Below are 22,311 nucleotides of genomic sequence, written 5' to 3' on the forward strand. Positions count from 1 at the left end.
TTTAATACCAAGCAAGAAGAATGTTTGTCCAATTTTGCAATATTTAATGCATTAATACAACGCGAACAGTGAATAAGCCTTTAAAAGCCAAACATTTTAATATTGTTTGGCTTTAGGGCTTTTAGTCAAATAACGCCACCGTTTGGCGTGTAAGGGCTATTAACTCCCCTGATTGTGACCAAATACAGCCATCTTCTAAACCATAACCATCTTTTGAATGATGAGTGATTGCTTCAAAGCCAAGCCATTCGCCAGGTGTTAAGTTTGGTTCTTGCACAAACTCTAAGTACCAAGACATGCTACTAGCTGGAGCGGGTTGTTTAAACATTTGTAATAACGTAGGCGGCCATGCATCTGTTAATGCAATAACGTGCGCTTCTGTTATTTGCTCTGGGGTGTGCTTAAAGCGCATCCAGCCCCCTAAGTGAGAAGTTTCTGCGCTGCTAAATGGCATAGCGCCTTGTTGTGGGCATAAATCAACATGCTGAAAAAACTCAGGCATCTGGCCTTTAACAAAAGGGAGTGTATAGCGCTCGTCTACCGGTTTTAACCCTAAAGATTTCGAAACGGGCACATTAACACCCGACTCTCTACTTTTAGCAAAACATGCTTGTACGATAACGCACACTTGTTCATTTTGAATGGCTTTGGCAAGTACTTGTGTACTACTTTTACCTTGTCGTAGTATTTCTACCGATAACGAAAAAGGAGTATCAGCAAGTAATGGCCCTACAAAATTTGTACTGAGTGAGAGTATGCGACGATCATTGGATACTTTTCCTCTGATTGCTTGATACAACAGTGCGGCTGATAGCCCACCAAAAGCAGTTCTGCCTTGGCACCAGTTTTCTGGAAATTGCATTGTGCTAGTTAATTGTTCGGTATTGTCTGAACTTCCAATTTTTGAAGCTTGGAGAAGTAATTGTTCAAAATGCATGAAGATGTCCTTTTAAAGTGCGATTTAATAAATTTATAACACAACCAAACTAGTCAGACCAGTAATTAAAAGCGCCTCTGGCGGTGTAAAAATCATCATTCCTTACAATTATTAGGGTTATTTTGTAAATAAATCATAAAAAATGAATTTTTTTTCATTTTTACAGTTGAAATAAGTTTGGCGCATCCCTATTTACTAAGTCATCGAACGTATTAACGAATATTGAAGTTGGAGAAGTTTCATGGGTAAAATTATTGGAATCGATTTAGGTACTACAAACTCTTGTGTTGCAGTACTTGATGGTGGCAAAGCACGTGTTATTGAAAACGCGGAAGGCGATCGCACAACCCCGTCTATTATTGCTTACACGCAAGACGGCGAAACATTAGTAGGTCAATCTGCTAAGCGTCAAGCGGTTACTAACCCGACAAACACATTATTTGCAATCAAGCGTTTAATTGGTCGTCGTTTTGAAGACGAAGAAGTACAACGCGATATCGGCATCATGCCGTTTAAAATCATTAAAGCAGATAACGGCGATGCATGGGTAGAAGCGGGCGGCGAAAAACGCGCTGCACCACAAATTTCTGCTGAAGTACTGAAAAAAATGAAGAAAACGGCTGAAGACTTTTTAGGTGAAGAAGTAACTGAAGCTGTAATCACAGTACCTGCATACTTTAACGATTCACAACGTCAAGCAACGAAAGATGCTGGTCGTATTGCGGGTCTAGAAGTTAAACGTATTATCAATGAGCCAACTGCTGCGGCACTGGCTTACGGTATGGATAAAAACCGTGGCGAAAACATCGTTGCAGTATATGACTTAGGTGGCGGTACTTTCGATTTATCAATCATTGAAATTGATGAAGTTGAAGGCGAGCACACTTTTGAAGTACTTGCTACAAACGGCGACACTCACTTAGGTGGTGAAGATTTCGATAACCGTGTAATCAACTACCTAGTAGCTGAATTCAAGAAAGATCAAGGCTTAGACTTAAAAGCTGATCCTCTTGCAATGCAACGTGTTAAAGAAGCTGCTGAAAAAGCAAAAATTGAACTTTCATCTGCACAATCTACTGAAGTAAATCTTCCGTATGTAACTGCTGATGCATCTGGTCCTAAGCACATGAACGTGAAACTAACACGTGCTAAGCTTGAATCACTAGTTGAAGATTTAGTAACTAAGTCTCTAGAGCCACTTAAACGTGCACTTGCTGATGCTGATTTATCAGTAAGCGACATCAACGACATTATCCTTGTTGGTGGCCAAACACGTATGCCTTTAGTACAAAAAACAGTTGCTGATTTCTTCGGTAAAGAACCACGTAAAGACGTAAACCCTGACGAAGCAGTTGCAGTAGGCGCAGCAATTCAAGGTGGTGTACTTGCTGGTGACGTTAAAGATGTACTATTACTAGACGTTTCTCCATTATCTCTAGGTATTGAGACAATGGGTTCAGTAATGACTGCATTAATTGAGAAAAACACGACGATTCCTACTAAGAAATCGCAAACATTCTCAACCGCTGAAGATAACCAATCTGCTGTAACAATTCACGTGTTACAAGGTGAGCGTAAACGTTCAAGCGACAATAAATCTCTAGGTCAATTTAACCTAGAAGGTATTCGCCCAGCACAACGTGGTACACCGCAAATCGAAGTAACATTCGATGTTGATGCCGATGGTATCTTACATGTATCTGCGAAAGATAAAGATACAGGTAAAGAGCAAAAAATCACAATTCAAGCATCTTCAGGCTTAAGCGATGAAGAAGTTGAAAAAATGGTTCGTGATGCAGAAGCACATGCTGAGGACGATAAAAAGTTTGAAGAACTTGTAGCTGCTCGTAACCAAGCTGATGCTCTAGTACACGGTACTCGTAAGCAAATTGAAGAAGCTGGCGATGCATTACCAAGCGAAGACAAAGAAGCGATTGAAGCGGCTGTTGTAGATTTAGAAGCGGCTATTAAGAGCGACAATAAAGAAGAGATTGAAGCTAAAACTCAAGCGCTTGCTGAAAAGTCTCAAAAACTGATGGAAATTGCTCAAGCGAAAGCGCAGCAAGGTTCAGCAGATGCAGGCGAGCAACAGCAATCAGCTAAGCAAGACGACGACGTTGTTGATGCAGAGTTCGAAGAAGTGAAAGACGACAAATAATTGTTGCTAACGCTTCTAGCTAGCCAAAAACACTTAACTCAGTTGAGTGTTTAGGTTAGGATGAACAATTGAGGCGCGCGAGCAATAGCTTGTCGCGCCTTTTGCATGTGTTTAAGGTTCAAATTCAATGATAAATCGATGCGATTTATCGGTTTATCCAGCAGCTTACGCTGCAAATAGAAAAGAGTAGTGTGATAGATATGTCAAAACGCGATTATTACGAAGCCCTCGGCGTAAGCAAAGATGCGAGTGAGCGAGACATAAAAAAAGCGTATAAACGCTTAGCGATGAAATATCATCCAGATCGTACCGCAGGCGATAAAGATCTCGAAACAAAGTTTAAAGAGGTTAAAGAAGCCTACGAAATTTTAACCGATGCGCAAAAACGCCAAATGTATGACCAGCATGGTCATGCGGCATTTGAGCAAGGCGGCGGTGGTGGCCATGGTGGTTTCGGCGGCGGCCAAGGTGATTTCGGTGATGTATTTGGCGACGTATTTGGCGATATTTTTGGTGGCGGCGGTGGTCGACGTCAATCTCGTCAGCAACGAGGCTCTGACTTACGTTACAACATGGACTTAAGCTTAGAAGAAGCGGTTCGTGGTAAAGAAGTTGAAATTAAAGTACCTACATGGGTGGGTTGTGAGCCATGTGACGGCAGTGGTGCTAAAGCGGGTTCTAAACCTAAAACATGTACTACTTGTCATGGTGCTGGCCAAGTGCAAATGCGCCAAGGTTTCTTTGCTGTGCAGCAAACATGTCCAACGTGTCAAGGACAAGGTCAGATTATTTCAGATCCTTGTAACAAGTGTCATGGTCAAGGCCGCGTAGAAAAAACCAAAACGCTTTCAGTTAAGATTCCAGCTGGCGTTGATACCGGTGACCGTATTCGCTTAACAGGTGAAGGCGAAGCCGGAATGCACGGCGCGCCATCTGGCGACTTGTACGTGCAAGTATCGGTTCGCGAGCATGAAATATTTGTACGTGAAGCGAATAACTTATATTGTGAAGTACCAATTAGCTTTACGACAGCAGGCCTTGGTGGCGAAATTCAGGTGCCGACACTTGATGGTCGTGCAAAACTTAAAATACCGTCTGAAACGCAAACGGGAAAAATGTTCCGTATGCGTGGCAAAGGTGTTAAGTCTGTACGCAGTGGTGCCCAAGGCGATCTAATTTGTAAAGTGGTAATCGAAACGCCAGTTAATTTGAACGAGCGTCAACGTGAACTACTGACTGAATTAGATGAAAGCATGGGCACAGATAGCTCTAAAAACCGTCCTAAAGAGCAAGGCTTTTTTGACGGTGTTAAAAAGTTTTTTGATGATTTAACTAAGTAAATTTAAATTATTATAAATAATGAAACGGCGCTTTTTAGCGTCGTTTTTTTTTGCTTTAAATTTTATTTTTGTTACTGTTAATAAAAAATGATTAAGTATTATGACACCTGCAATCGATCTATTGAAAAAATCAAAAATCTCGTTTGATGTCTTAAGTTACGAGCACGACGCTAGCAATAGTCACTATGGGCTTGAAGCAGTTGAAAAGTTAAAGCTTAATAGCCATCAAGTATTTAAAACATTAGTGCTTGAAACACATGAAGGCGAATTAATTGTTGCAGTAACACCTGTTTCTCAACAAATTCATTTAAAGCAATTGGCAAAATTAGCCTCATCTAAAAAGGTGGCGATGGCGGCTGCACAAAAAGTACAAGCCAGTACGGGGTATATTTTAGGAGGGGTAAGTCCACTGGGACAAAAAAAACGCCTCGCTACCTACATTCATGGTAGTGCATCACAGTTTGAGCACGTATATGTAAGTGCAGGAAAACGCGGTTTAGAAGTGAAATTAATGACAACCGATCTTATTACATTAACTGGTGCAAAACTGGGGATATTTTAACTTTTTCTTTTTGATATTTACGGGGAGTCCATATAAGGCCCTAGTTTCCAGATTATGAGTTTGCCGCTTTAATAATTATTAACTACAGTCAAATAACCTCTCATGCATAAGTTATGGCAGTATATGAATTTTTCTGATGTTGATTATTTTTCGGTATTAATTGCCGCGCTCTCTTGCTTTATGCTTGGTGGCATTTGGTATTCAAATAGAATGTTTAAACAAGCTTGGCTTGAAAGTTGTGGTTTAACAGAGCTAGATTTGCAATCAGCAGATCCAAAATTAATTTTTGGAGGGAGCTTTTTATTATCTTTTATAGCCACTTTTTTGCTTGCATTGTTTCTAGGTGAAAACCCTAACGTTGGTGAAAGTGTAGGAACTGGATTTATTATCGGTGTATTTTGGGTTAGTAGTTCACTTGGGCTTAGTTATATTTTTGAGCAACGGCCGATGAAGCTGTTTTTAATTAATGGTAGTTTTCATATTTTACAATTTTCTTTAATGGGCCTAATTTTGGGTATTTGGCCTTAGTCTTGTTACACTTTAGGTATTACTTTGAATTAATGACTAATTATGGCTAAACCAAATAAAAAAGGGCCAACAAAAACGGTTGATATTTTTTGTTCTGCTTGTAAAACCCCCTTATTTAAGTATCGAAAGGGCGGTAAAGGAGCGCTTGTTAAATGTTTTATAGAACGTATTAGCCAAAATTTCACAAAAGAGCCCTGTATTTGCCCTAACTGTAATCGTCCTTTTGCAAGGCCTGCTGTGATAAGAGGGATACCCGCTTATAAAATTATTGGTGGTAAAGTTACATTTAAATAAGCATATTGCTTATACGGACATATGCCCTTGTTAGAATTTATCATCTTGATAGAATCGCCCGGTTTTGCTGTTTCAATGAATGAAAAAATACCCTCCCCACGGATCGGGCCAGTTTTTTGGGTTATTTAAAAATGGATAAAGGATAGTTTCGTGATAGCACTCTTATTTGACATCATAGGTATGACAGGTACTTTTTTAGTCGTTGGCTCATTCTTTTTACTGCAGCTAGGTAAAACATCTCCAACTAGCTTAATGTACAATATGATGAATTTAACGGGGGCCATTTTATTGTTGATCAGCCTTTGTTATAACTTTAACTTAGCCAGTTTTGTAATCGAAATATTCTGGATTGCAGCGTCATTAATTGGTTTATACAAATATGTTAAAAATCGAAGAGCTGTAACTGCAAGCTAATTTAGCGAATAGATGATGCTCTATATCAATCTGCAATAATACGTTATCAATTTAAGGGATAAAACCTGAGGCTAACAGAAGTCAAAACTTCTGATTTACAACGCCATGGATGCAGTAGATAAAGCAATGCAGAAGTTATTGCTGGGAACAACGAAATAACGAATTTTTACCTTGTTATCGGCAATGTTTACTACCTCAAAATAGATAACTTAATGAAGTGAATTGGTATAATAAAAATCACCGTGAATATTTTTGTTTGCGGTGATTTTTTGTTTTTACTCGCTCTGATTTTTGTTAACAAAAGTTTATATCGCTATGGCTAATAAGTCGTTAAACTAGGTTCTTTAAATTCATCAGGTTATTTTGTGGGTCAGTATGTTTTCTCTTTCTAAAAGAATTATTATTACTTGTATATTACCCATATTTATTTTGTTGATATCATTTTTTCTCGGACGAACTCATGATATTGAGCAAGCAAACCTTCAGGCTGAACGCCAAGTTACTCAATTAAATAATTATATTGATACTGAACTTGCACGCTTTTCTGCGATCCCAGAGTTATTAACTTATAATGAGTTGATGATAAGTTTTGTAGCAGGATCACCACAACATTATAGCGCAATTAATAATTATCTAGCTGATATTCAGCAAGCCAGCGGTGCGTCTGACATCTTTGTGTTGGATACGCAAGGTGATGTTATTGCAAGTAGTAATTGGCAGACTGATTACACTTTTTTGGGCAGTAACTATGCTTTTAGACCCTATTTTAAACGTGCTTTTACGGATGAAAAAGTGGCCTATTTTGCACTTGGTATACGTTCAAATAAACGAGGCATATATTTTTCACAAGCAGTTTATAGTGATAATAAAGCCATTGGAGTAGTGGTTTTAAAAGTTAATGTGAGTAAGTTCGAAAATGATAGAGAGTTGCTAAACACGTCGAAGGGGAGCCATTTTTATTTACAACTTCCCGATCACGTTATTGCCATGTCTGATATTGAACAGTGGCGTTTGAATAGCTTTACTCAGCTCGGAATTACTGCAAAGCAGGAGATTAAATCTAGCCGTTCTTATCTGGATCATCAACCAATATACATAAAGCAGCATCAGTCTCAGAGCCAAAGTACGACGCAATTTAAAATTGATAAACAGCGATATGTTTCGTCCTCAATGAAACTCAATAATTTTAACGCCACAATGCATATTCTTGTCGATGTATCAAAGGTCGATAGCGCACAAATATCGCGCTTATTTTGGGTTATTATTATCTACAGTTTTCTAATTATTATTGGGTATAGCTTATTAGCTCGTTTTGCTGGATATAAAAAATTACTTTATTCAAGGCATAGTCTTGAGCAAAAAGTAATAGAGCGTACCCAAACGCTTGAAAAGGTACAAACGGCTCTAGTGCAATCAGCTAAACTGGCTACTATAGGGCAGCTGAGTGCTGGTATAAATCATGAAATAAACCAACCTCTTAGTGCAATTAATACATACCTAGCAAGTGCTAAGCGGCTATTAGCAAAAGGTAATTACGAAGCCTTAAGTCAAAGTTTGGTTATTATTGAAGGGCTAGTCGAGCGAGTGCATAAGATTGTAGGGCAGCTGAAGCACTTTAGTAAACCATCAGGGATGCAATTAAGACCATACCCGCTTGCTGCGCTTGTTAATAATGCATTAATGATTTCTAGCGCGCAGTTAAAGCAAGACAATGTGCAGGTAGAGCCCCCGCAATTTGATGAAGCAGTCATCGTCTGGGTTGATGCTCTTAAGTTTGAACAAGTGCTGGTTAATTTAATTACCAATGCCAGCCAAGCTATGAATGGTGCTGTTGAACGTAATTTGACCTTCAATTTGGAGTGTTTTGAAGAACGCGTTAAATTCTCTATTTTAGACACCGGTTCGGGTATTGAACAACATGTATTTAGTCATTTATTTGAGCCCTTTTACAGCACTAAAGATAGCAAAGGTCTCGGTTTAGGGTTATCAATATCAAAACAGATTATTGATTCATTTAATGGCTCTTTAAGTGCACACAATAGATTGCAAGGCGGGGCTGAATTTATTATTAGTCTTTCAAGTAAGCGGGGGGATAAGCATGATTGATAGTTTGTTGTGTAAACACATTATAGTGATTGATGATGAAGCGATGATCAGAGATTCGCTAAAACAACTACTCACACTAGAAGGTTATACAGTAGAGTGTTTTAACGACGCAAGTACGGCTCTTAGTAAGCTTAGCCGACGGTATAATGGAATTGTGCTTAGCGATATTAATATGCCCACAATGAACGGTTTAACTTTACTCGAGCAAATCACAGCCTTTGACAGTGAGCTTCCTGTGATATTTTTAACCGGCTATGCCGACGTGTCCATTGCGGTAAAAGCGATGCAATTAGGGGCATACGATTTATTCGAAAAACCGCTGAACGAACACTTACTTGATTGTATTGCCAGAGCATGTGATAAGCGCAGTCTTGTTATGGAAAATCGCGCATTAAAAGTGGTTGTGCAAAAAGCATCTGCGCCGGGTGTACGTATATTGGGGGATACGCCCAAAATGCAACATATGATGCATTTATTAAATACAGTAATAGATACGCCAACAGATATAATGATTGAAGGCGAAACCGGCACAGGAAAAGAGCTCGTAGCACGCTATTTACATGATCAGAGTATTCGTTCGAGTTGTAACTTTGTGGCGATTAACTGTGGGGCTGTACCAGAGCAATTAATAGAAAGCGAACTGTTTGGTGCAGCAAGTGGAGCATACACGGGTGCTACGCAAAGCCGTAAAGGTAAGTTTGAATATGCACAAGGTGGTACGGTCTTTTTAGATGAAATAGAAAGTACCCCAATGTCGCTGCAAGTTAAATTACTGCGCGTTTTAGAAGAGCGAAAAGTAACCCCTGTAGGTGATAACAAAGCCATTGATTTAGATATAAGAATTGTTGCAGCGACTAAAGTAGACTTACTGTCATTAGTTGAAAAGGGCGAGTTTAGAGCTGATTTATATTACAGGTTGAGCTTAGTTAAAGTAAATATTCCGCCTTTACGAGAGCGAAAAGCAGATATACTTTTATTGTTTAAGCATTTTAGTTCCATTGCTGCAACGCGCTATCACAAGCCTCCAGCACCCCTGAACAGCGAAATACAACAGCGCTTAGTTGCTTATGATTGGCCTGGTAATGTAAGAGAGCTCAGAAACCAAGCCGAACGTGCGGTATTACTTGGCGCCGAACTTGCCTTTACCGAGGTTAATACGCAGCAGTTTGGTGGATTATCTCCTGATTTGAGCTTATCAGAAAAAGTGGCTTTTTATGAGCAATCACTGATTGAATATGCGCTTGAGCAAAATCATGGAAGCATTAAAAATACCATGGAAACACTGCAAATTGCGCGTAAAACACTTTACGATAAAATGAGTAAATATAATCTTAATCGAGATATGTTTACGGAATAGTTGTGCGGATTTAGTGACAATATGTATTTCTAAGTGTGCGGTTAACCGCACACGCTTGTATAAATAATAACAGCAATTTTTTTTAAGATTATGAAAAAAAAGGTTTTTATATCATTGGCAGTAAATTTGCCTTATTAGAGCTGACAATAAGTTGATTCTAATAATTAGGACGCACAATGATAAAAACAACACACCTATCTACTTTGCTTATACCCCTGAGTAGTTTAGCAATATTGCCCAGTATTACTTTAGCCGCTGATTATACCGTTTACGGTAAAGCAGAAGTTCAAATCGCAAATACCGACACTGGTATTATGCGCTACGCCAAAGAAGGTACGCAAATTGAAGCGCCTTTTTCTCGTATTGGTATAAAAGGTCAGCATAAATTAAATGAATACTTAAGTGCAGTTTTTAAATACGAAGTACAGGTGAAAGGCTTTGAAGAGGATGATACAGAAGAGCCGTTTACAGCACGTAATACTTATTTGGGTCTAAAAGGGGCGTTTGGTGAAATCGTTATAGGTAGAAACGATACGCGCTTTAAATACTCCGAAGGAAAATTAGATAACTTCAATGAAACCCAAGGTGATATGGCGCAGGTAATTGCTGGGCAAGATCGGCTTGGTGATACGCTTACATACACATCTCAATATTGGTCTAATGCTCAGTTTTCGTTTACCTATGCTCCAAAAGACGATAATAAAAATAACAAAGCAGGGTTTGCAGCGACGCTAATCTACGGTGACCGTAATTTAAATAATACACCTTATTACGTCTCATTAAGTAGGGTTGATTCTTTGAACAATATTACAGCTAGCCGAATCGTGGGCGTGTATAAATTTGAGAAATTACAGCTAGGTGCACTGTACCAACATTCGGAATCAGTTGATGAGACTAAGTCAGGCAACGGTTATGTATTAAGTGCAAGTTATACAATTGATAAATGGGTTCCAAAATTACAATTTGCTAAAGATGACTCTGCAATTCGTCAAGAGTCAAAAGCGATTCAGTGGAGTACTGGACTTGACTATGTCTTTGACAAGCAAACCACAGCGTATCTTTTGTATACCGATTTAGATCTCCAAGAAAATGCGGATAATAGTGTCGCACTTGGTCTCAAGTACAAATTTTAAGGGCAAATTATGACTCAGAAAATTATAAAAAACGAGCCAGTGAAAAATACATTAACGCAAAAAATTATATTATGGCTTGGCCCTGCTGTAATGCTATTAACGTGCTTGATAGACCCTCCTACTGGTATGTCTGGTCTTGCATTTAAAACCGCAGGGTTAGCTTTTTGGATGGCATCGTGGTGGGTTAGTGAAGTTGTACCAATACCTGCAACATCATTATTGCCACTTGTTATATCGCCGATTGCTGATATAGCACCTATAAAAAGTACCGCAGCGCCTTATGCACACCCCTTAATATTTTTATTTTTAGGTGGTTTTTTGATCTCCATTGCGATGGAACGCTGGGGGCTACATAAACGGATCGCGTTAACGACGATGCTTTATGCGGGTAAAAAGCCGAGTTTACAGATTTTAGCCATGATGCTGGTGACAGCATTTTTATCTATGTGGATGTCAAATACTGCAACGACAGTAATGATGCTACCAATTGCACTTTCAATCATACACTTAGTGAGCAAATCAAACTCAGAGGATGATGGGTTTGCTAAAGCACTTTTGTTATCTATTGCATATGGTGCGAGTATTGGGGGAATTGCAACACTAATAGGTACGCCGCCGAATGCCTTAATGGCGGCCTATTTGTCAGAAAGCTATCAAATCGAAATAGGGTTTGGTCAATGGATGCTTGTTGGTGTTCCGTTAGCAATTGTTATGTTGATAGTATGTTGGGTTTGGCTCACAAAATTCAGCTACAAGGTCGATGAAAAAACAGAACATTTACATGACAGTAAATCTGTTTTTATAAAAGAGTTGACGACCCTTGGTCCTTTGCAGCGTGCTGAAAAAGGGGTGTTTTATGTGTTTGTATTAGCCGCTCTTTGTTGGATTTTTAGACCTTTACTCGCTGATTTTTCTGGACTTAAAATTTCAGATACAGCAATAGCAATAGCGGCTGCATTGTTATTATTTGTTTTACCAGCCAATAAAGGCAGTGATGAACGAATTTTAGATTGGGTGAGTGCATCTAAAGTACCATGGGGAGTACTATTATTATTTGGAGGAGGGTTATCACTCGCTTCGCAAATAAAATCATCTGGCTTAGCACAATACATTGCGCATTTAATTGAAGGTGCAAGCGCAATACCTCTGGTTATGGCTGTATTAGTGGTTGTTGCGTTAATTACATTTTTAACCGAAATAACCAGTAACACGGCTACTGCCGCTGGTTTTTTACCTCTTTTAGGACCTGTTGCGGAGAGCATTTTCGGATCGCCTTTAGTTTGGGTTATTCCAGCAGCTATTGCATGTAGCTGTGCGTTTATGATGCCAGTGGCAACACCACCAAACGCAATTGTTTTTGGCTCGGGAAAGATACAAATACGAGATATGGTAAAAGCAGGATTTATGCTTAATATTATTGCGATAATTATAATTACATTAGTGACGATGACTATTGCAGCAAAAGTATTTAATTTTTAAACAAACTTAAACTTAGCTTATAGCTATCTCGATATGAGTCGTTTTGCTTATCATCTCAGTTCTGGGCAAAACGACTCTTAATGCTTACTTGTTTGGCTATTATAGCTAAATTAGTGTGATTGCTCGAAAAACAGTTCAGGGTTATTATCTGTAGTAACTTTGAAAATTGAGTAACCTACTTTGACCACTGACACTTCTAATACAGTTTCTTTAACCACACAGTTTGATGGGTTACAAGATGCCTTTCTAAGTACGCCTTATTTACCAATCAATAAACGTATTACGTTGCTAAAAAATCTCCGATTACGAATTGTTGAACTTGAAGAAGAGCTAGTAGATGCAGTTTCAAAAGATTTTGGCTACCGAACGGCATTTGACACTTTACTTGGCGACATTCTGCCTACAGTACAAACACTTGCGCATATAATAAAAAAATTGCCTAACTGGTCTAAACCAAGTAATCGTGCGGTAGGTTTAAGTTTATGGCCTTCAAAAGTCAGTGTAACTTATCAGCCTAAAGGGGTTGTTGGTGTTATTGCACCGTGGAATTACCCTATTCAATTAGCCATAGTGCCTGTTGTAACAGCCATTGCCGCAGGTAATAGAGTGATGTTAAAACTGAGCGAATTTACACCACACACAAATGTGGTACTTGAAAAATTATTTAGCGCCGAAATACAAGAGCACTGCAAAGTAATTCAGGGCGGCAGTGAGGTTGCAAGTGAGTTTTCATCGTTGCCATTTGCTCACTTATTGTTTACGGGTTCAACTGCGGTGGGTAAATTGGTGATGGCCTCAGCGAGTCATAACTTAACACCAGTAACACTTGAACTTGGGGGGAAGTCACCCGTTATTATTACCGAGCAGGCTGATATTAAAAAAGCAGCGCAAACGTTACTATTTGGGAAAATGGCTAACGCTGGGCAAATATGTGTCGCACCCGATTATGTATTGGTACCACAAGGACTTGAGCATCAGCTCATTCAGCAATTATGTGAGCTTTATAAAAAGCATTTTAAAGAGGGTGTTGAAGGTAAAAACTTAACATCGATTATTAGCGATGCACATTACAAGCGTTTAACGGGTTATTTAGCGCAAGCACAAGAACTCGGTGCAACGATTGTAAAACCGCTTGAGCAAAACCAGCAAGATGCAGAAAAACACCGCATGGGGCTGCATATTGTTACACAGGTAAGCGATGAAATGCAGCTCATGCAGGATGAATTATTTGGCCCTATATTACCAATAATGAGTTATAACAAACTTGACGATGCTATTGATTACATTAAACAACATCACCATCCATTAGCACTTTATATTTTAGGGCAAGATAAATCTGCTCAAGACTATATTATTAAGCAAACACTCAGCGGTACAGTTGCTGTTAATGACACGCTAGTGCAAGTTACAGCAGATGATGTACCATTTGGTGGTGTTGGGCACTCAGGTATGGGGCATTACCATGGTAAAGAAGGATTTTTAACCTTTAGCCATGCTAAAAACACGCTAGTTTCAGGTTCATTTAATCCGCGAGTTGGTATGTTACTCAAGCAAAGTAACGTGCTTATAAAGCTTTTAAAGTGGCTTTATATTAAGTAGGTGTGGCTTCAGATGAAAAAAGCTGAACTATGGTAATAGTTCAGCTTTAGTGAATATAAAGATTAGAACAATCGGCCTTCACCTGCATATGTACCAGCTAAAATTTTGGTATAAATAGCGTCCGCTTTTTCTTTAGCTTCCTCAACTTCTTTAGGTAGCATTTTTCGTTCATCGAGCTTTCGGCTATGGCTTGCTTGCATATTACCGTTGTATTCAGCAATAGTATTCCAAATGTATGACTTTTCTAAGTCTTTTGGCATGCCTAAACCTTCAAAATACATGAGTGCTAAGTTAAATTGCGCTAGTGAGTAATTATTAGCGGCTGCTTTTTCGTACCATTTTTTTGCAAGTTCAAAATCGTGGCTAACGCCATCACCATTCGCGTACATAACACCAAGATTAAACTGCGCAGCGGGTAAATTTTTATTGGCTGCTTTTTCAAATAAGTTTAATGCCATTTGTTTATCTAACTTAACGCCTTTGCCTTCATCATATAACACCGCTAATGCAAACATAGAGTCTACATGGTTTTTCTTAACACCTTCTTGATAAAGTTGAGCGGCTTTACGGTAATCGCGAATTACACCGTAACCCCCTTCATATAACTTCGCGAGTTCATATATCCCAGGTGCATAACCTTTATCAGCAAGGTATTCAAACTCTTTCAGGGCTTCTTCAAAGTAACCTTCATTAGCTGCTTTAATGCCATCTTCGAGCCCTGCATGGGCAAAAGGGCTTGTAAACAACACGCTAGCAAGTATTAAAGTTTTTAAATTAAACTGTGACATATTCATGTCTCCAATTAGTAATCGTTGCAATATGTATTAGTCAAACGTCATTTTATTACAAATTAATGCGCTAAATAGACTGTTGTAACGTTTAAATGTGAGTGCAAAAAGAAGTGTCTACTGTTATGTTTTACGCCAGCTTTTATATAAACGCAAGATACAGTGCTTCTAGTTCGGCTGAATATGTAATGTATAGCTCAAAACAGAGTTTTTTTGCATGAAGTAAATTTATAAGTGGTGTGTAAGATACAGATATTGCAGAAAATTTAAAGAAATAAAAAAAGCCCGTTAGGGCTTTTTTGAGTCATATCAACCGTCACTAATATGAGCAATGTAGCAAGTAATTGTGATCTTGAGTGCTGACTACTTGGGTCGAGTAAGTAGCAAACACGAAGCGGCACAGTCTTCTTAATTAAATATCAGCATCCTTGCTGTAACTTCTTCCTTAGGCACTGAGGTCGTTACACTGTGTTTATGCGAACGATTATCACTTGTAATAGAATGCAAGTCAATAGTAAATGATAATTATTATCAAATGAATTTATTTAATAACAATATAAGTTAAAAAAGGAATGGGATGCTAAACAACACTAAAATGAAAAAATTCAAACATGTAGGCGTCGCTATTAGCATGTTGTTTTTATGCAGTTGCTCTGCCTCATTTACTTATAATAATTTAAGCTGGCTTTCATCGTTTTGGGTTGATGATTATGTTGATTTAAATAAACAACAAAACAAGCAACTAAAAAAAATTATCGAAACAACACAGCATTGGCATAGGTCAACGCAGTTACCAGCATACAAACAAGATATACAAAATATAAAAACCTTGTTTAACGAAGGTTTAAAACCCGTTCAGCTTAAAGAACACGTTGTTTTTGCAAAAAAACATTGGCGAAATTTACTTGAATTCGCTTATTTGCCTTTGGCTGAATTAGGTGAAAATTTAACGCCTTTACAGCGCAAAACATTCATAAATAATATTCAAGAAAAAATTGATGAAGAACGCGATGAACTTAACGAGCAAACATTTATAGCACGTAAAAAAGATCGTTTAGAAGAACAATTAGAATATTACGAGCAATGGCTCGGAAAACTTAATGCTGAGCAAAAAATACTAATTAAACTGACCAACGATAAACATCAGGACTCAAGTGAGCTGTGGCTCGAATACAAACAACAGCGTTTAAATGCTGCTAAGCAAGTATTTGAAAGTGAAAATTTAACGCAATCTGAGTTTATTGAGCAATTAAGCACGGTTATAAAAGAGCGTGAATTATATATGAGCCCAGAGCTGCTTAAAATTAATGATGAAAATCTTAGTTTATATGTGAATTTATTAAATGAGTTAAATACCACTTTAAGTGATAAACAACGCGAAAATGTAAATGAACGTTTTGATGAGCTAATCGACACATTGGATGATATTATTGAGGGCTAAAACATTAATAATCAATCACTTTGCTATAAAAGTGTTACATAAGGTTACGGCAAAGTAAGGTTGCTGTTCAATTTTTGTAGTTGTTTAAACGAATCTAAAAATTGTCACGTAAAATGGCAGTAATCATCGGCACACACGATGATTTTTTAAGGTAAAAGTGTATGGTTACTGATTTAAAAAATATATTAAATAGCTGGGAGCCTCTCAAAGATAAACAAGAGTGGGTTTTAGCCACTTTGTATCAAATAGAAGGTTCTAGTTATCGTAAGCTAGGCGCAATGATGCTTATTTCGAGTTTAGGGCAGCGTTTAGGTATGCTCTCTGGTGGTTGCCTAGAGGCTGACATACAGCGACATGCTAAGCAAGTAATGAGCACGTTAACTAGTAAAACGATAAGTTACGATGCAACAGATGAAGATGATTTAACATTTCAGTTAGGTATTGGATGTGGCGGTATAGTGCATATTTTACTTCAGCCAATTCATAAGGCTAACGAGTATTTGCAGCTTGAACATATGAGAAAAGCACTTAACGACAATATAGCGGGACACTACCTTCAACAAGTGAACCCTATTATACCTAGTGGCTGTGGGGAATTTGCTCTAAACGCAGAGCAACAAGGTTTATCAATTAATCGAAAAGCTCAACTGATTGAAATTAATGATGCAACGTTTTTAGATATTTCTATTTACCCTGTGCCTCATATACTTATTGTAGGTGGTGGGGCAGACGCGGTGCCTGTTTATACACTTGCTAAACAACTTGGTTGGAGTGTAACCGTATGGGATACGCGTCCAGCAAATGCTAAAAGGCAGTACTTTACAAATGCTGATGCTATTTTACGTTCTAAGCCAAATCAATTACGTGAGTATTGTATAGAAAACAAAGTGGATGCCGTTGTTTTAATGGCCCACAGTGTTGAGCTTGATGCTAGTGTGCTTTGCGTACTCGCTGATATAGCATTTAAATACATAGGTTTACTTGGCCCTAAACATAGACGGGCGCAAGTGCTAACGCAGGCGAATACTTCGCTAGAGAAAGTAAAGTCACCTGTATTTGGTCCTGTAGGCTTAAATCTAGGCGGCGACTCACCAGAGAGCATTGCACTTTCACTCATTAGCGAAATACACGCCGTGTTTTCAAATAAAAATGCCACCTCATTGAGTAACTGGGGAAATGAAAAGTGTTAATCGCTAAGGTGATATTAGCGGCGGGGCAGTCATCACGGTTCAAGGGTTGTAAGTTAACTGCCGATATTGGCGCAGGCCAAACGATGATTGAACGTGCGGTTGATGTTATACAAGCACTTGATAGCTCACCTGTATTTGTCGTCACTGGTGCATGGCATAAAGAAGTAAAAAACACGCTCGAAAATAATAAAAATATTAAGCTGATTGAAAATAAACAATGGGATAAAGGTTTAGGTGATTCTATTGCGACAGCCACAAAAGCTATTTTAAAAGATCAGCAGCCAGATGGTATTTTATTTATGCTTGCTGATCAGGTTGAGCTTACTACAGATCATTTGAGTGAATTAGTTGCAAATTTTAAAAAGCATCCTGCTCGTTGGTGCGCTAATTACGGCGAGCGTTTAGGCGTGCCTGCGATATTTCCTAACGTTGATCTATCGAAGCTTAGCGGCTTAACTACAGATAAAGGTGCGCAGCATCTACTGCGTTGCAATGATGAAGAAGTTAATACTGTTAATTTAAAATGTGCGAGTTTGGATATAGACACTCAAGCGCAACTCCATGAGTTTATAGAAAAACGCTGTAAAGCATTTTCACGACAAAAGTAATGAGTAAGGTCAGTAATTACATTTTTTTAATAGTTATAGCAACTCTTTAAGTTATACGTATAACTTAAAGAGTTGCTATAAAAGCTTAATCAAGGGGCAAGCTATGGTGACGTTTACAATTAATGGCAAGGTGATTGAATCACACGCGAGTGAAGATACACCGTTGTTATGGGTTATTCGTGATGAAATTGGACTAAAAGGGACAAAATTTGGTTGTGGTATTGGGATGTGTGGTGCGTGTACTGTGCACTTAGATGGACAAGCTACGCGTTCGTGCTTGTTACCTGTAGGCGCTATTGCGGGCAAAAAAATTACTACCATCGAAGGATTAAATAACGAACACCCACTGCAAAAGGCATGGGTTGACGAACAAGTCCCACAATGTGGTTACTGCCAATCGGGCCAGATAATGCAAGCAGCTACATTACTGGCAACGAACCCAAATCCCTCTGAAGACGAAATAGCCAACTATATGAACGGCAACTATTGCCGTTGTATGGCATACAAACGCATTAAAACAGCGATTCAACGAGCGGCTGATGAGTCACAAAGTGTTGTCAATATTTTTGATCCAAACGCACAAGACGCTTAACTGGAGCTAATAATGAAAAAATTATTTCAAAAAAATAGTGAATCCGTTAATTTAAACCGCCGTTCGTTCATGATTGGTACTGCAAGCGCAGGTTTGGTTATGGCGTTTGCTCCAGCATTTTTTTCGGGCTCGCTAAGTGCTAAAGAATCAATAGCTCAGCAAGCATTCTCTCCTACAATTTGGTGGACAATGAACACCGAAGGTGGCGTTGAAGTAAGCATTGCAAAGGCTGAAATGGGTCAACATATAGGCACCGCATTAGCGCGTATAGTTGCAGATGAGCTGGAATGTGATTGGGAAAAAGTATCAATTACGTATGTAGATACCCATGAAAAATGGGGTTATATGGTAACTGGCGGTTCGTGGTCGGTTTTTCAAAGCTTTAAACCACTTTCCCAAGCAGGTGCCGCTGGTAGAATTGCGCTAATAGAAGCAGGCGCAAAAATGCTGGGTGTGGCTGTGGATACATGCCACGCTGAAAAAGGGTATATAATCTCTGGCGATAAATCTGTTAGTTATACTGATTTAGTTAAAAAAGGTGAGTTTAATCGTACTTTTACAAGTGAAGAAGTTGCTACTTTACCACTAAAACCTGCCAATAAACGCCATTTAACAGGGCTTAAACAAGATTTTAAAGCGCTTGATATACCAGCTAAAACCAATGGTACTGCTGTGTATGGTATTGACGTAGAAGTTGAGGGGATGCTCTATGCTCGTCCAGTAATTCCGCCAACACGGTTTGGCAGCAAAGTGATAAGTGTTGATGACACAGCAGCAAAAGCTATTAAAGGGTACAAAGGTTATGAGATTTTAACCGACCCGAGTAATACGGTAGAAGGGTGGGTTGTTGTACTTGCTGATAACTACCCCAGTGCCATTAAAGCGGTTGATGTATTAAAGGTTAAGTATAAAAAAGGTAACGCAGCAAACGTAACTGAGTCTGATATTCAAAAAGAGGGTATACGTTTGTGTGAGCAAACCGATTCAGGCACTTTATTTGTTGATGAAGGCAATATTAAGAAAACGCAAAGCGATGCCAAAGAATTACTTGAATCAATGTATACCACAGCGACCGCTAGCCATTACCAATTAGAGCCTTTAAATGCCCTTGCTCAGTATAAAGATGGAAATTGGATTATCCATACCGGTAATCAATGGCAGTCGCTAACACTACCTGCGATAGCTAAAGCACTTGAAGTAGCGCAAGAGAAAGTGATTATTCGCCCTTATTATTTAGGTGGTGGCTTTGGTCGTAGATTATTTGGTGATTGGACTGTACCCGCAGCCCTTACAGCTAAAGCAGTAGGCAAACCTGTAAAACTTGTATTTACTCGCGCTGATGACAGCTTATTTGACCAATCACGCTCAGCTTCTGTTGCAAAAATGACGGCATCGTTTGATAAAAACGGCGTTTTCACGGGCTTAGAACATGCTTTTGCTGCGGGTTGGCCAACCAAGGCAATGGCACCGGGGTTTTTATCCCCAGGTGTTGATGGAAAAGGCAAGTTTGACGCGTTTTCTGCATCGGGTGCCGATCATTGGTATAGCATGAACAGCCATCGCGCAAGAGCCATTAATAATGAGCTTGTACAAAGCACATTCATTCCAGGATGGTTACGCTCGGTTGGGCCTGGTTGGATTGCGTGGAGCCTTGAATCGTTCATTGACGAGGTTGCACACAAACAGGGGAAAGATCCTGTTGCTTTTCGCCTTGAAATGCTAGATGCAAAAGGCAAGCAAGCAGGTAAAGCACCAGAGAGTATCGGCGGGGCAGCACGCTTGCATAACGTACTTACAAAAGTATCTGAAAAAGTAGCCAATATTAAGTTAGGTGAAAGTGAAGGTATCGGCTTTTCAGCGAGCTCAGGGCAAGAACGTACAATGCCTGCATGGATTGCTACAGCGGCACATGTGCATGTAAATCGTGGTAATGGAAAAATTACCCTTAAAAAGCTGTATATTGTTGTTGATGCAGGTTTAATAGTTCATCCTGATGGCGCGTTAGCGCAATTAGAGGGGTCTGCACTTTGGGGAACGAGTCTTGCGTTGCATGAATCAAATACGTATCAAAACGGACAGGTTTCAGCGACCAACTTTAATACTTACTTACCACTTAGAATGAAAGATGTACCGGATATGGATATTGAATTTATACAAAGTGACGAGTTTCCGGTTGGTTTAGGTGAGCCGGGCGTTATTGGTATCGCCCCCGCGATTGGTAATGCCGTGTTTAATGCGGTTGGCGTTCGTTTACGAAACCTACCTATGAAACCAGATGAGCTTAAAAAGGGCTTGTCAACATAAAACAGTAAAAGCAGTATATGTGTAAGAGGTTTGTATTTTAATGCGACCTCTTTAACATGTAATAAATATACTTAAGTTATACCCAAGGTTTAGTTATGTTAGTCGATCCAGCAGGACGAGAATTTAGTTACTTACGTTTATCAATTACCGACGTGTGTAATTTTAAGTGTGTTTATTGTTTACCAAATGGTTATCAATGTGACCACGACCGAGACTTTCTTTCGCTTAACGAAATAAGTAATACAATTAAAGCATTTGCTCATCATGGTATTAAAAAGGTACGTATTACCGGCGGGGAGCCAACGCTTCGAAAAGACTTTATAGATGTCATCCGCGCAGCAAAAGACACAACTGGTATAAGTCAAATCGCCGCGACCACAAATGGTTTTTCTTTACAAAAAAACATTAATGATTGGGTAAATGCCGGCTTAAGTGCCATTAATGTGAGTATTGATAGCTTTGATCCACGTATGTTCAACTCAATTACAGGGCACGATAAATTTGCGTCTGTGATGCGTGGTATAGATGCAGCGGTTGATAGCGGTATTTCGTCAGTAAAAATAAATAGTGTACTGATGAGACAATATAACGCCTCAGAGCTAGACACCTTTTTAAGTTGGCTTAAACACCGACCTGTCACTATTCGTTTTATTGAATTGATGCAGACAAACGATAATAAAGATTTTTTTGATGCAAACCATCTCTCAGGTGAATCAATAAAAACCAAGTTATTGCAAAAAGGGTGGCAACGTATCATTCAAGGTGCTTCAGCCGGCCCCGCGCAAGAGTTTTCGCACCCAGATTATCAAGGTAATATTGGCTTAATAATGCCCTATAGCAACGACTTTTGTAGTACCTGCAATAGATTAAGGGTGTCTTCGTTAGGTAATTTACATTTGTGTTTATTCTCTGAAGAGGGCATCTCTCTAAGAGAGCATATGAACAGCGATTCAAACGAAGCGTTAATCGCATTGTTATCGCGCTATATTAAAACTAAAAAGCCATCCCACTTATTGCAACAAGGTAATACGGGTATTACGACTAATTTATCGATGTTGGGTGGCTAGCTGATTTTTAAGTATAAATAAGCCCGCAGCAATAAAGTGTTTTTTTATTACTATGGAAGGGCGATTTAATCGCAGCGTGAAGTTTGCGAATTTGGTAACAGTTTCTGCGTTACTTTCCTTGTTACATCTATGTATGCAACAAGGAATAAATCGCTCTTAGGATGAGCCAACTGGCTGCGCGTGTTTGGTATTTATGTTGCGGTATCGCCTATTGATGGGGAATAACCACACTACATAGGCTCTGCCTTCCCTAAAAACCAAACACACTGCTGCAAATTCACCCACCAAAGGTCAACACGCCCTAACTTAACTTACTAAAAACAGTACTAATACTCAGAATTTTATATTTGTAAAGCTTGTTATCTCTATTTTTCACGTTAAACTGGATTTTTATTTCATTATTAAGTTTTATGA

General features: G+C 39.0%; 19 protein-coding genes. 17 read left to right on the forward strand and 2 right to left on the reverse strand.

Features of this window, described 5'->3' with window-relative positions:
- Window positions 1-121: 121 nt before the first annotated feature.
- On the reverse strand, window positions 122-937 hold the full coding sequence (locus NRL14_RS10990) for a thioesterase family protein (protein ID WP_149605080.1): 816 nt from the start codon (window positions 935-937) through the stop codon (window positions 122-124).
- Between the two features lie 241 nt (window positions 938-1,178).
- On the opposite strand from NRL14_RS10990, the gene dnaK reads away from it, so the two are divergent.
- The 11 genes from dnaK (at window position 1,179) to NRL14_RS11045 (ending at window position 13,907) form a co-directional block, all read left to right on the forward strand.
- Complete coding sequence (gene dnaK / locus NRL14_RS10995) at window positions 1,179-3,095, forward strand: molecular chaperone DnaK (RefSeq protein WP_149615188.1); 1,917 nt, start codon at window positions 1,179-1,181, stop codon at window positions 3,093-3,095.
- 200 nt (window positions 3,096-3,295) lie between these two features.
- Window positions 3,296-4,435, forward strand: a complete 1,140-nt coding sequence (dnaJ, locus tag NRL14_RS11000) for a molecular chaperone DnaJ (protein WP_007375530.1) — start codon at window positions 3,296-3,298, stop codon at window positions 4,433-4,435.
- Window positions 4,436-4,535: 100 nt separating this feature from the next.
- Window positions 4,536-4,997 carry a Cys-tRNA(Pro) deacylase gene (ybaK, locus tag NRL14_RS11005; protein WP_033029845.1) on the forward strand — a complete coding sequence of 154 codons (462 nt, stop codon included), beginning with the start codon at window positions 4,536-4,538 and terminating at the stop codon, window positions 4,995-4,997.
- A 123-nt stretch (window positions 4,998-5,120) separates the two neighbouring features.
- Window positions 5,121-5,525 (forward strand): DUF1761 domain-containing protein, encoded by a 405-nt coding sequence (locus NRL14_RS11010; protein ID WP_149605081.1) that lies wholly within the window; start codon window positions 5,121-5,123, stop codon window positions 5,523-5,525.
- A 42-nt stretch (window positions 5,526-5,567) separates the two neighbouring features.
- Window positions 5,568-5,819 (forward strand): hypothetical protein, encoded by a 252-nt coding sequence (locus NRL14_RS11015; protein ID WP_007375527.1) that lies wholly within the window; start codon window positions 5,568-5,570, stop codon window positions 5,817-5,819.
- A 150-nt stretch (window positions 5,820-5,969) separates the two neighbouring features.
- Window positions 5,970-6,233, forward strand: coding sequence for a hypothetical protein (locus NRL14_RS11020; protein ID WP_007375526.1), 264 nt, complete (start codon window positions 5,970-5,972; stop codon window positions 6,231-6,233).
- A gap of 375 nt (window positions 6,234-6,608) precedes the next feature.
- On the forward strand, window positions 6,609-8,339 hold the full coding sequence (locus tag NRL14_RS11025) for an ATP-binding protein (RefSeq protein WP_149605082.1): 1,731 nt from the start codon (window positions 6,609-6,611) through the stop codon (window positions 8,337-8,339).
- Window positions 8,332-9,696: a sigma-54 dependent transcriptional regulator gene (locus tag NRL14_RS11030; protein WP_096794505.1), complete on the forward strand. Its 1,365-nt coding sequence runs from the start codon at window positions 8,332-8,334 to the stop codon at window positions 9,694-9,696. Before NRL14_RS11025 ends, NRL14_RS11030 begins: the two co-directional genes overlap by 8 nt.
- A 176-nt stretch (window positions 9,697-9,872) precedes the next feature.
- Window positions 9,873-10,829 carry a porin gene (locus tag NRL14_RS11035; protein WP_007375523.1) on the forward strand — a complete coding sequence of 319 codons (957 nt, stop codon included), beginning with the start codon at window positions 9,873-9,875 and terminating at the stop codon, window positions 10,827-10,829.
- Between the two features lie 9 nt (window positions 10,830-10,838).
- Window positions 10,839-12,308, forward strand: coding sequence for an SLC13 family permease (locus NRL14_RS11040; protein ID WP_306724670.1), 1,470 nt, complete (start codon window positions 10,839-10,841; stop codon window positions 12,306-12,308).
- Window positions 12,309-12,488: 180 nt separating this feature from the next.
- On the forward strand, window positions 12,489-13,907 hold the full coding sequence (locus NRL14_RS11045; RefSeq protein WP_306724671.1) for a coniferyl aldehyde dehydrogenase: 1,419 nt from the start codon (window positions 12,489-12,491) through the stop codon (window positions 13,905-13,907).
- A 62-nt stretch (window positions 13,908-13,969) separates the two neighbouring features.
- Here NRL14_RS11045 and NRL14_RS11050 read toward each other — a convergent pair whose 3' ends face one another.
- The gene (locus tag NRL14_RS11050; protein ID WP_149605085.1) at window positions 13,970-14,695 is read right to left on the reverse strand and encodes a tetratricopeptide repeat protein; all 726 of its coding nucleotides are present in this window, start codon (window positions 14,693-14,695) and stop codon (window positions 13,970-13,972) included.
- A 577-nt stretch (window positions 14,696-15,272) separates the two neighbouring features.
- On the opposite strand from NRL14_RS11050, the gene NRL14_RS11055 reads away from it, so the two are divergent.
- From NRL14_RS11055 to moaA, 6 genes are all read left to right on the forward strand, one after another.
- Window positions 15,273-16,136: a DUF6279 family lipoprotein gene (locus NRL14_RS11055; protein WP_008134327.1), complete on the forward strand. Its 864-nt coding sequence runs from the start codon at window positions 15,273-15,275 to the stop codon at window positions 16,134-16,136.
- A 161-nt stretch (window positions 16,137-16,297) separates the two neighbouring features.
- Window positions 16,298-17,326: an XdhC family protein gene (locus NRL14_RS11060; protein WP_306724672.1), complete on the forward strand. Its 1,029-nt coding sequence runs from the start codon at window positions 16,298-16,300 to the stop codon at window positions 17,324-17,326.
- On the forward strand, window positions 17,320-17,934 hold the full coding sequence (locus NRL14_RS11065) for a nucleotidyltransferase family protein (RefSeq protein WP_306724673.1): 615 nt from the start codon (window positions 17,320-17,322) through the stop codon (window positions 17,932-17,934). The genes NRL14_RS11060 and NRL14_RS11065 overlap by 7 nt, the downstream gene beginning before the upstream one ends.
- A 103-nt stretch (window positions 17,935-18,037) precedes the next feature.
- The gene (locus NRL14_RS11070; protein ID WP_007375515.1) at window positions 18,038-18,526 is read left to right on the forward strand and encodes a (2Fe-2S)-binding protein; all 489 of its coding nucleotides are present in this window, start codon (window positions 18,038-18,040) and stop codon (window positions 18,524-18,526) included.
- A 12-nt stretch (window positions 18,527-18,538) separates the two neighbouring features.
- Complete coding sequence (locus tag NRL14_RS11075) at window positions 18,539-20,830, forward strand: xanthine dehydrogenase family protein molybdopterin-binding subunit (RefSeq protein ID WP_306724674.1); 2,292 nt, start codon at window positions 18,539-18,541, stop codon at window positions 20,828-20,830.
- Between the two features lie 95 nt (window positions 20,831-20,925).
- Complete coding sequence (gene moaA / locus NRL14_RS11080) at window positions 20,926-21,897, forward strand: GTP 3',8-cyclase MoaA (protein ID WP_007375513.1); 972 nt, start codon at window positions 20,926-20,928, stop codon at window positions 21,895-21,897.
- The last annotated feature ends 414 nt before the right edge of the window (window positions 21,898-22,311 follow it).

It is taken from the genome of Pseudoalteromonas sp. 20-92 (assembly GCF_030847595.1).
Lineage (GTDB): Bacteria > Pseudomonadota > Gammaproteobacteria > Enterobacterales > Alteromonadaceae > Pseudoalteromonas > Pseudoalteromonas fuliginea.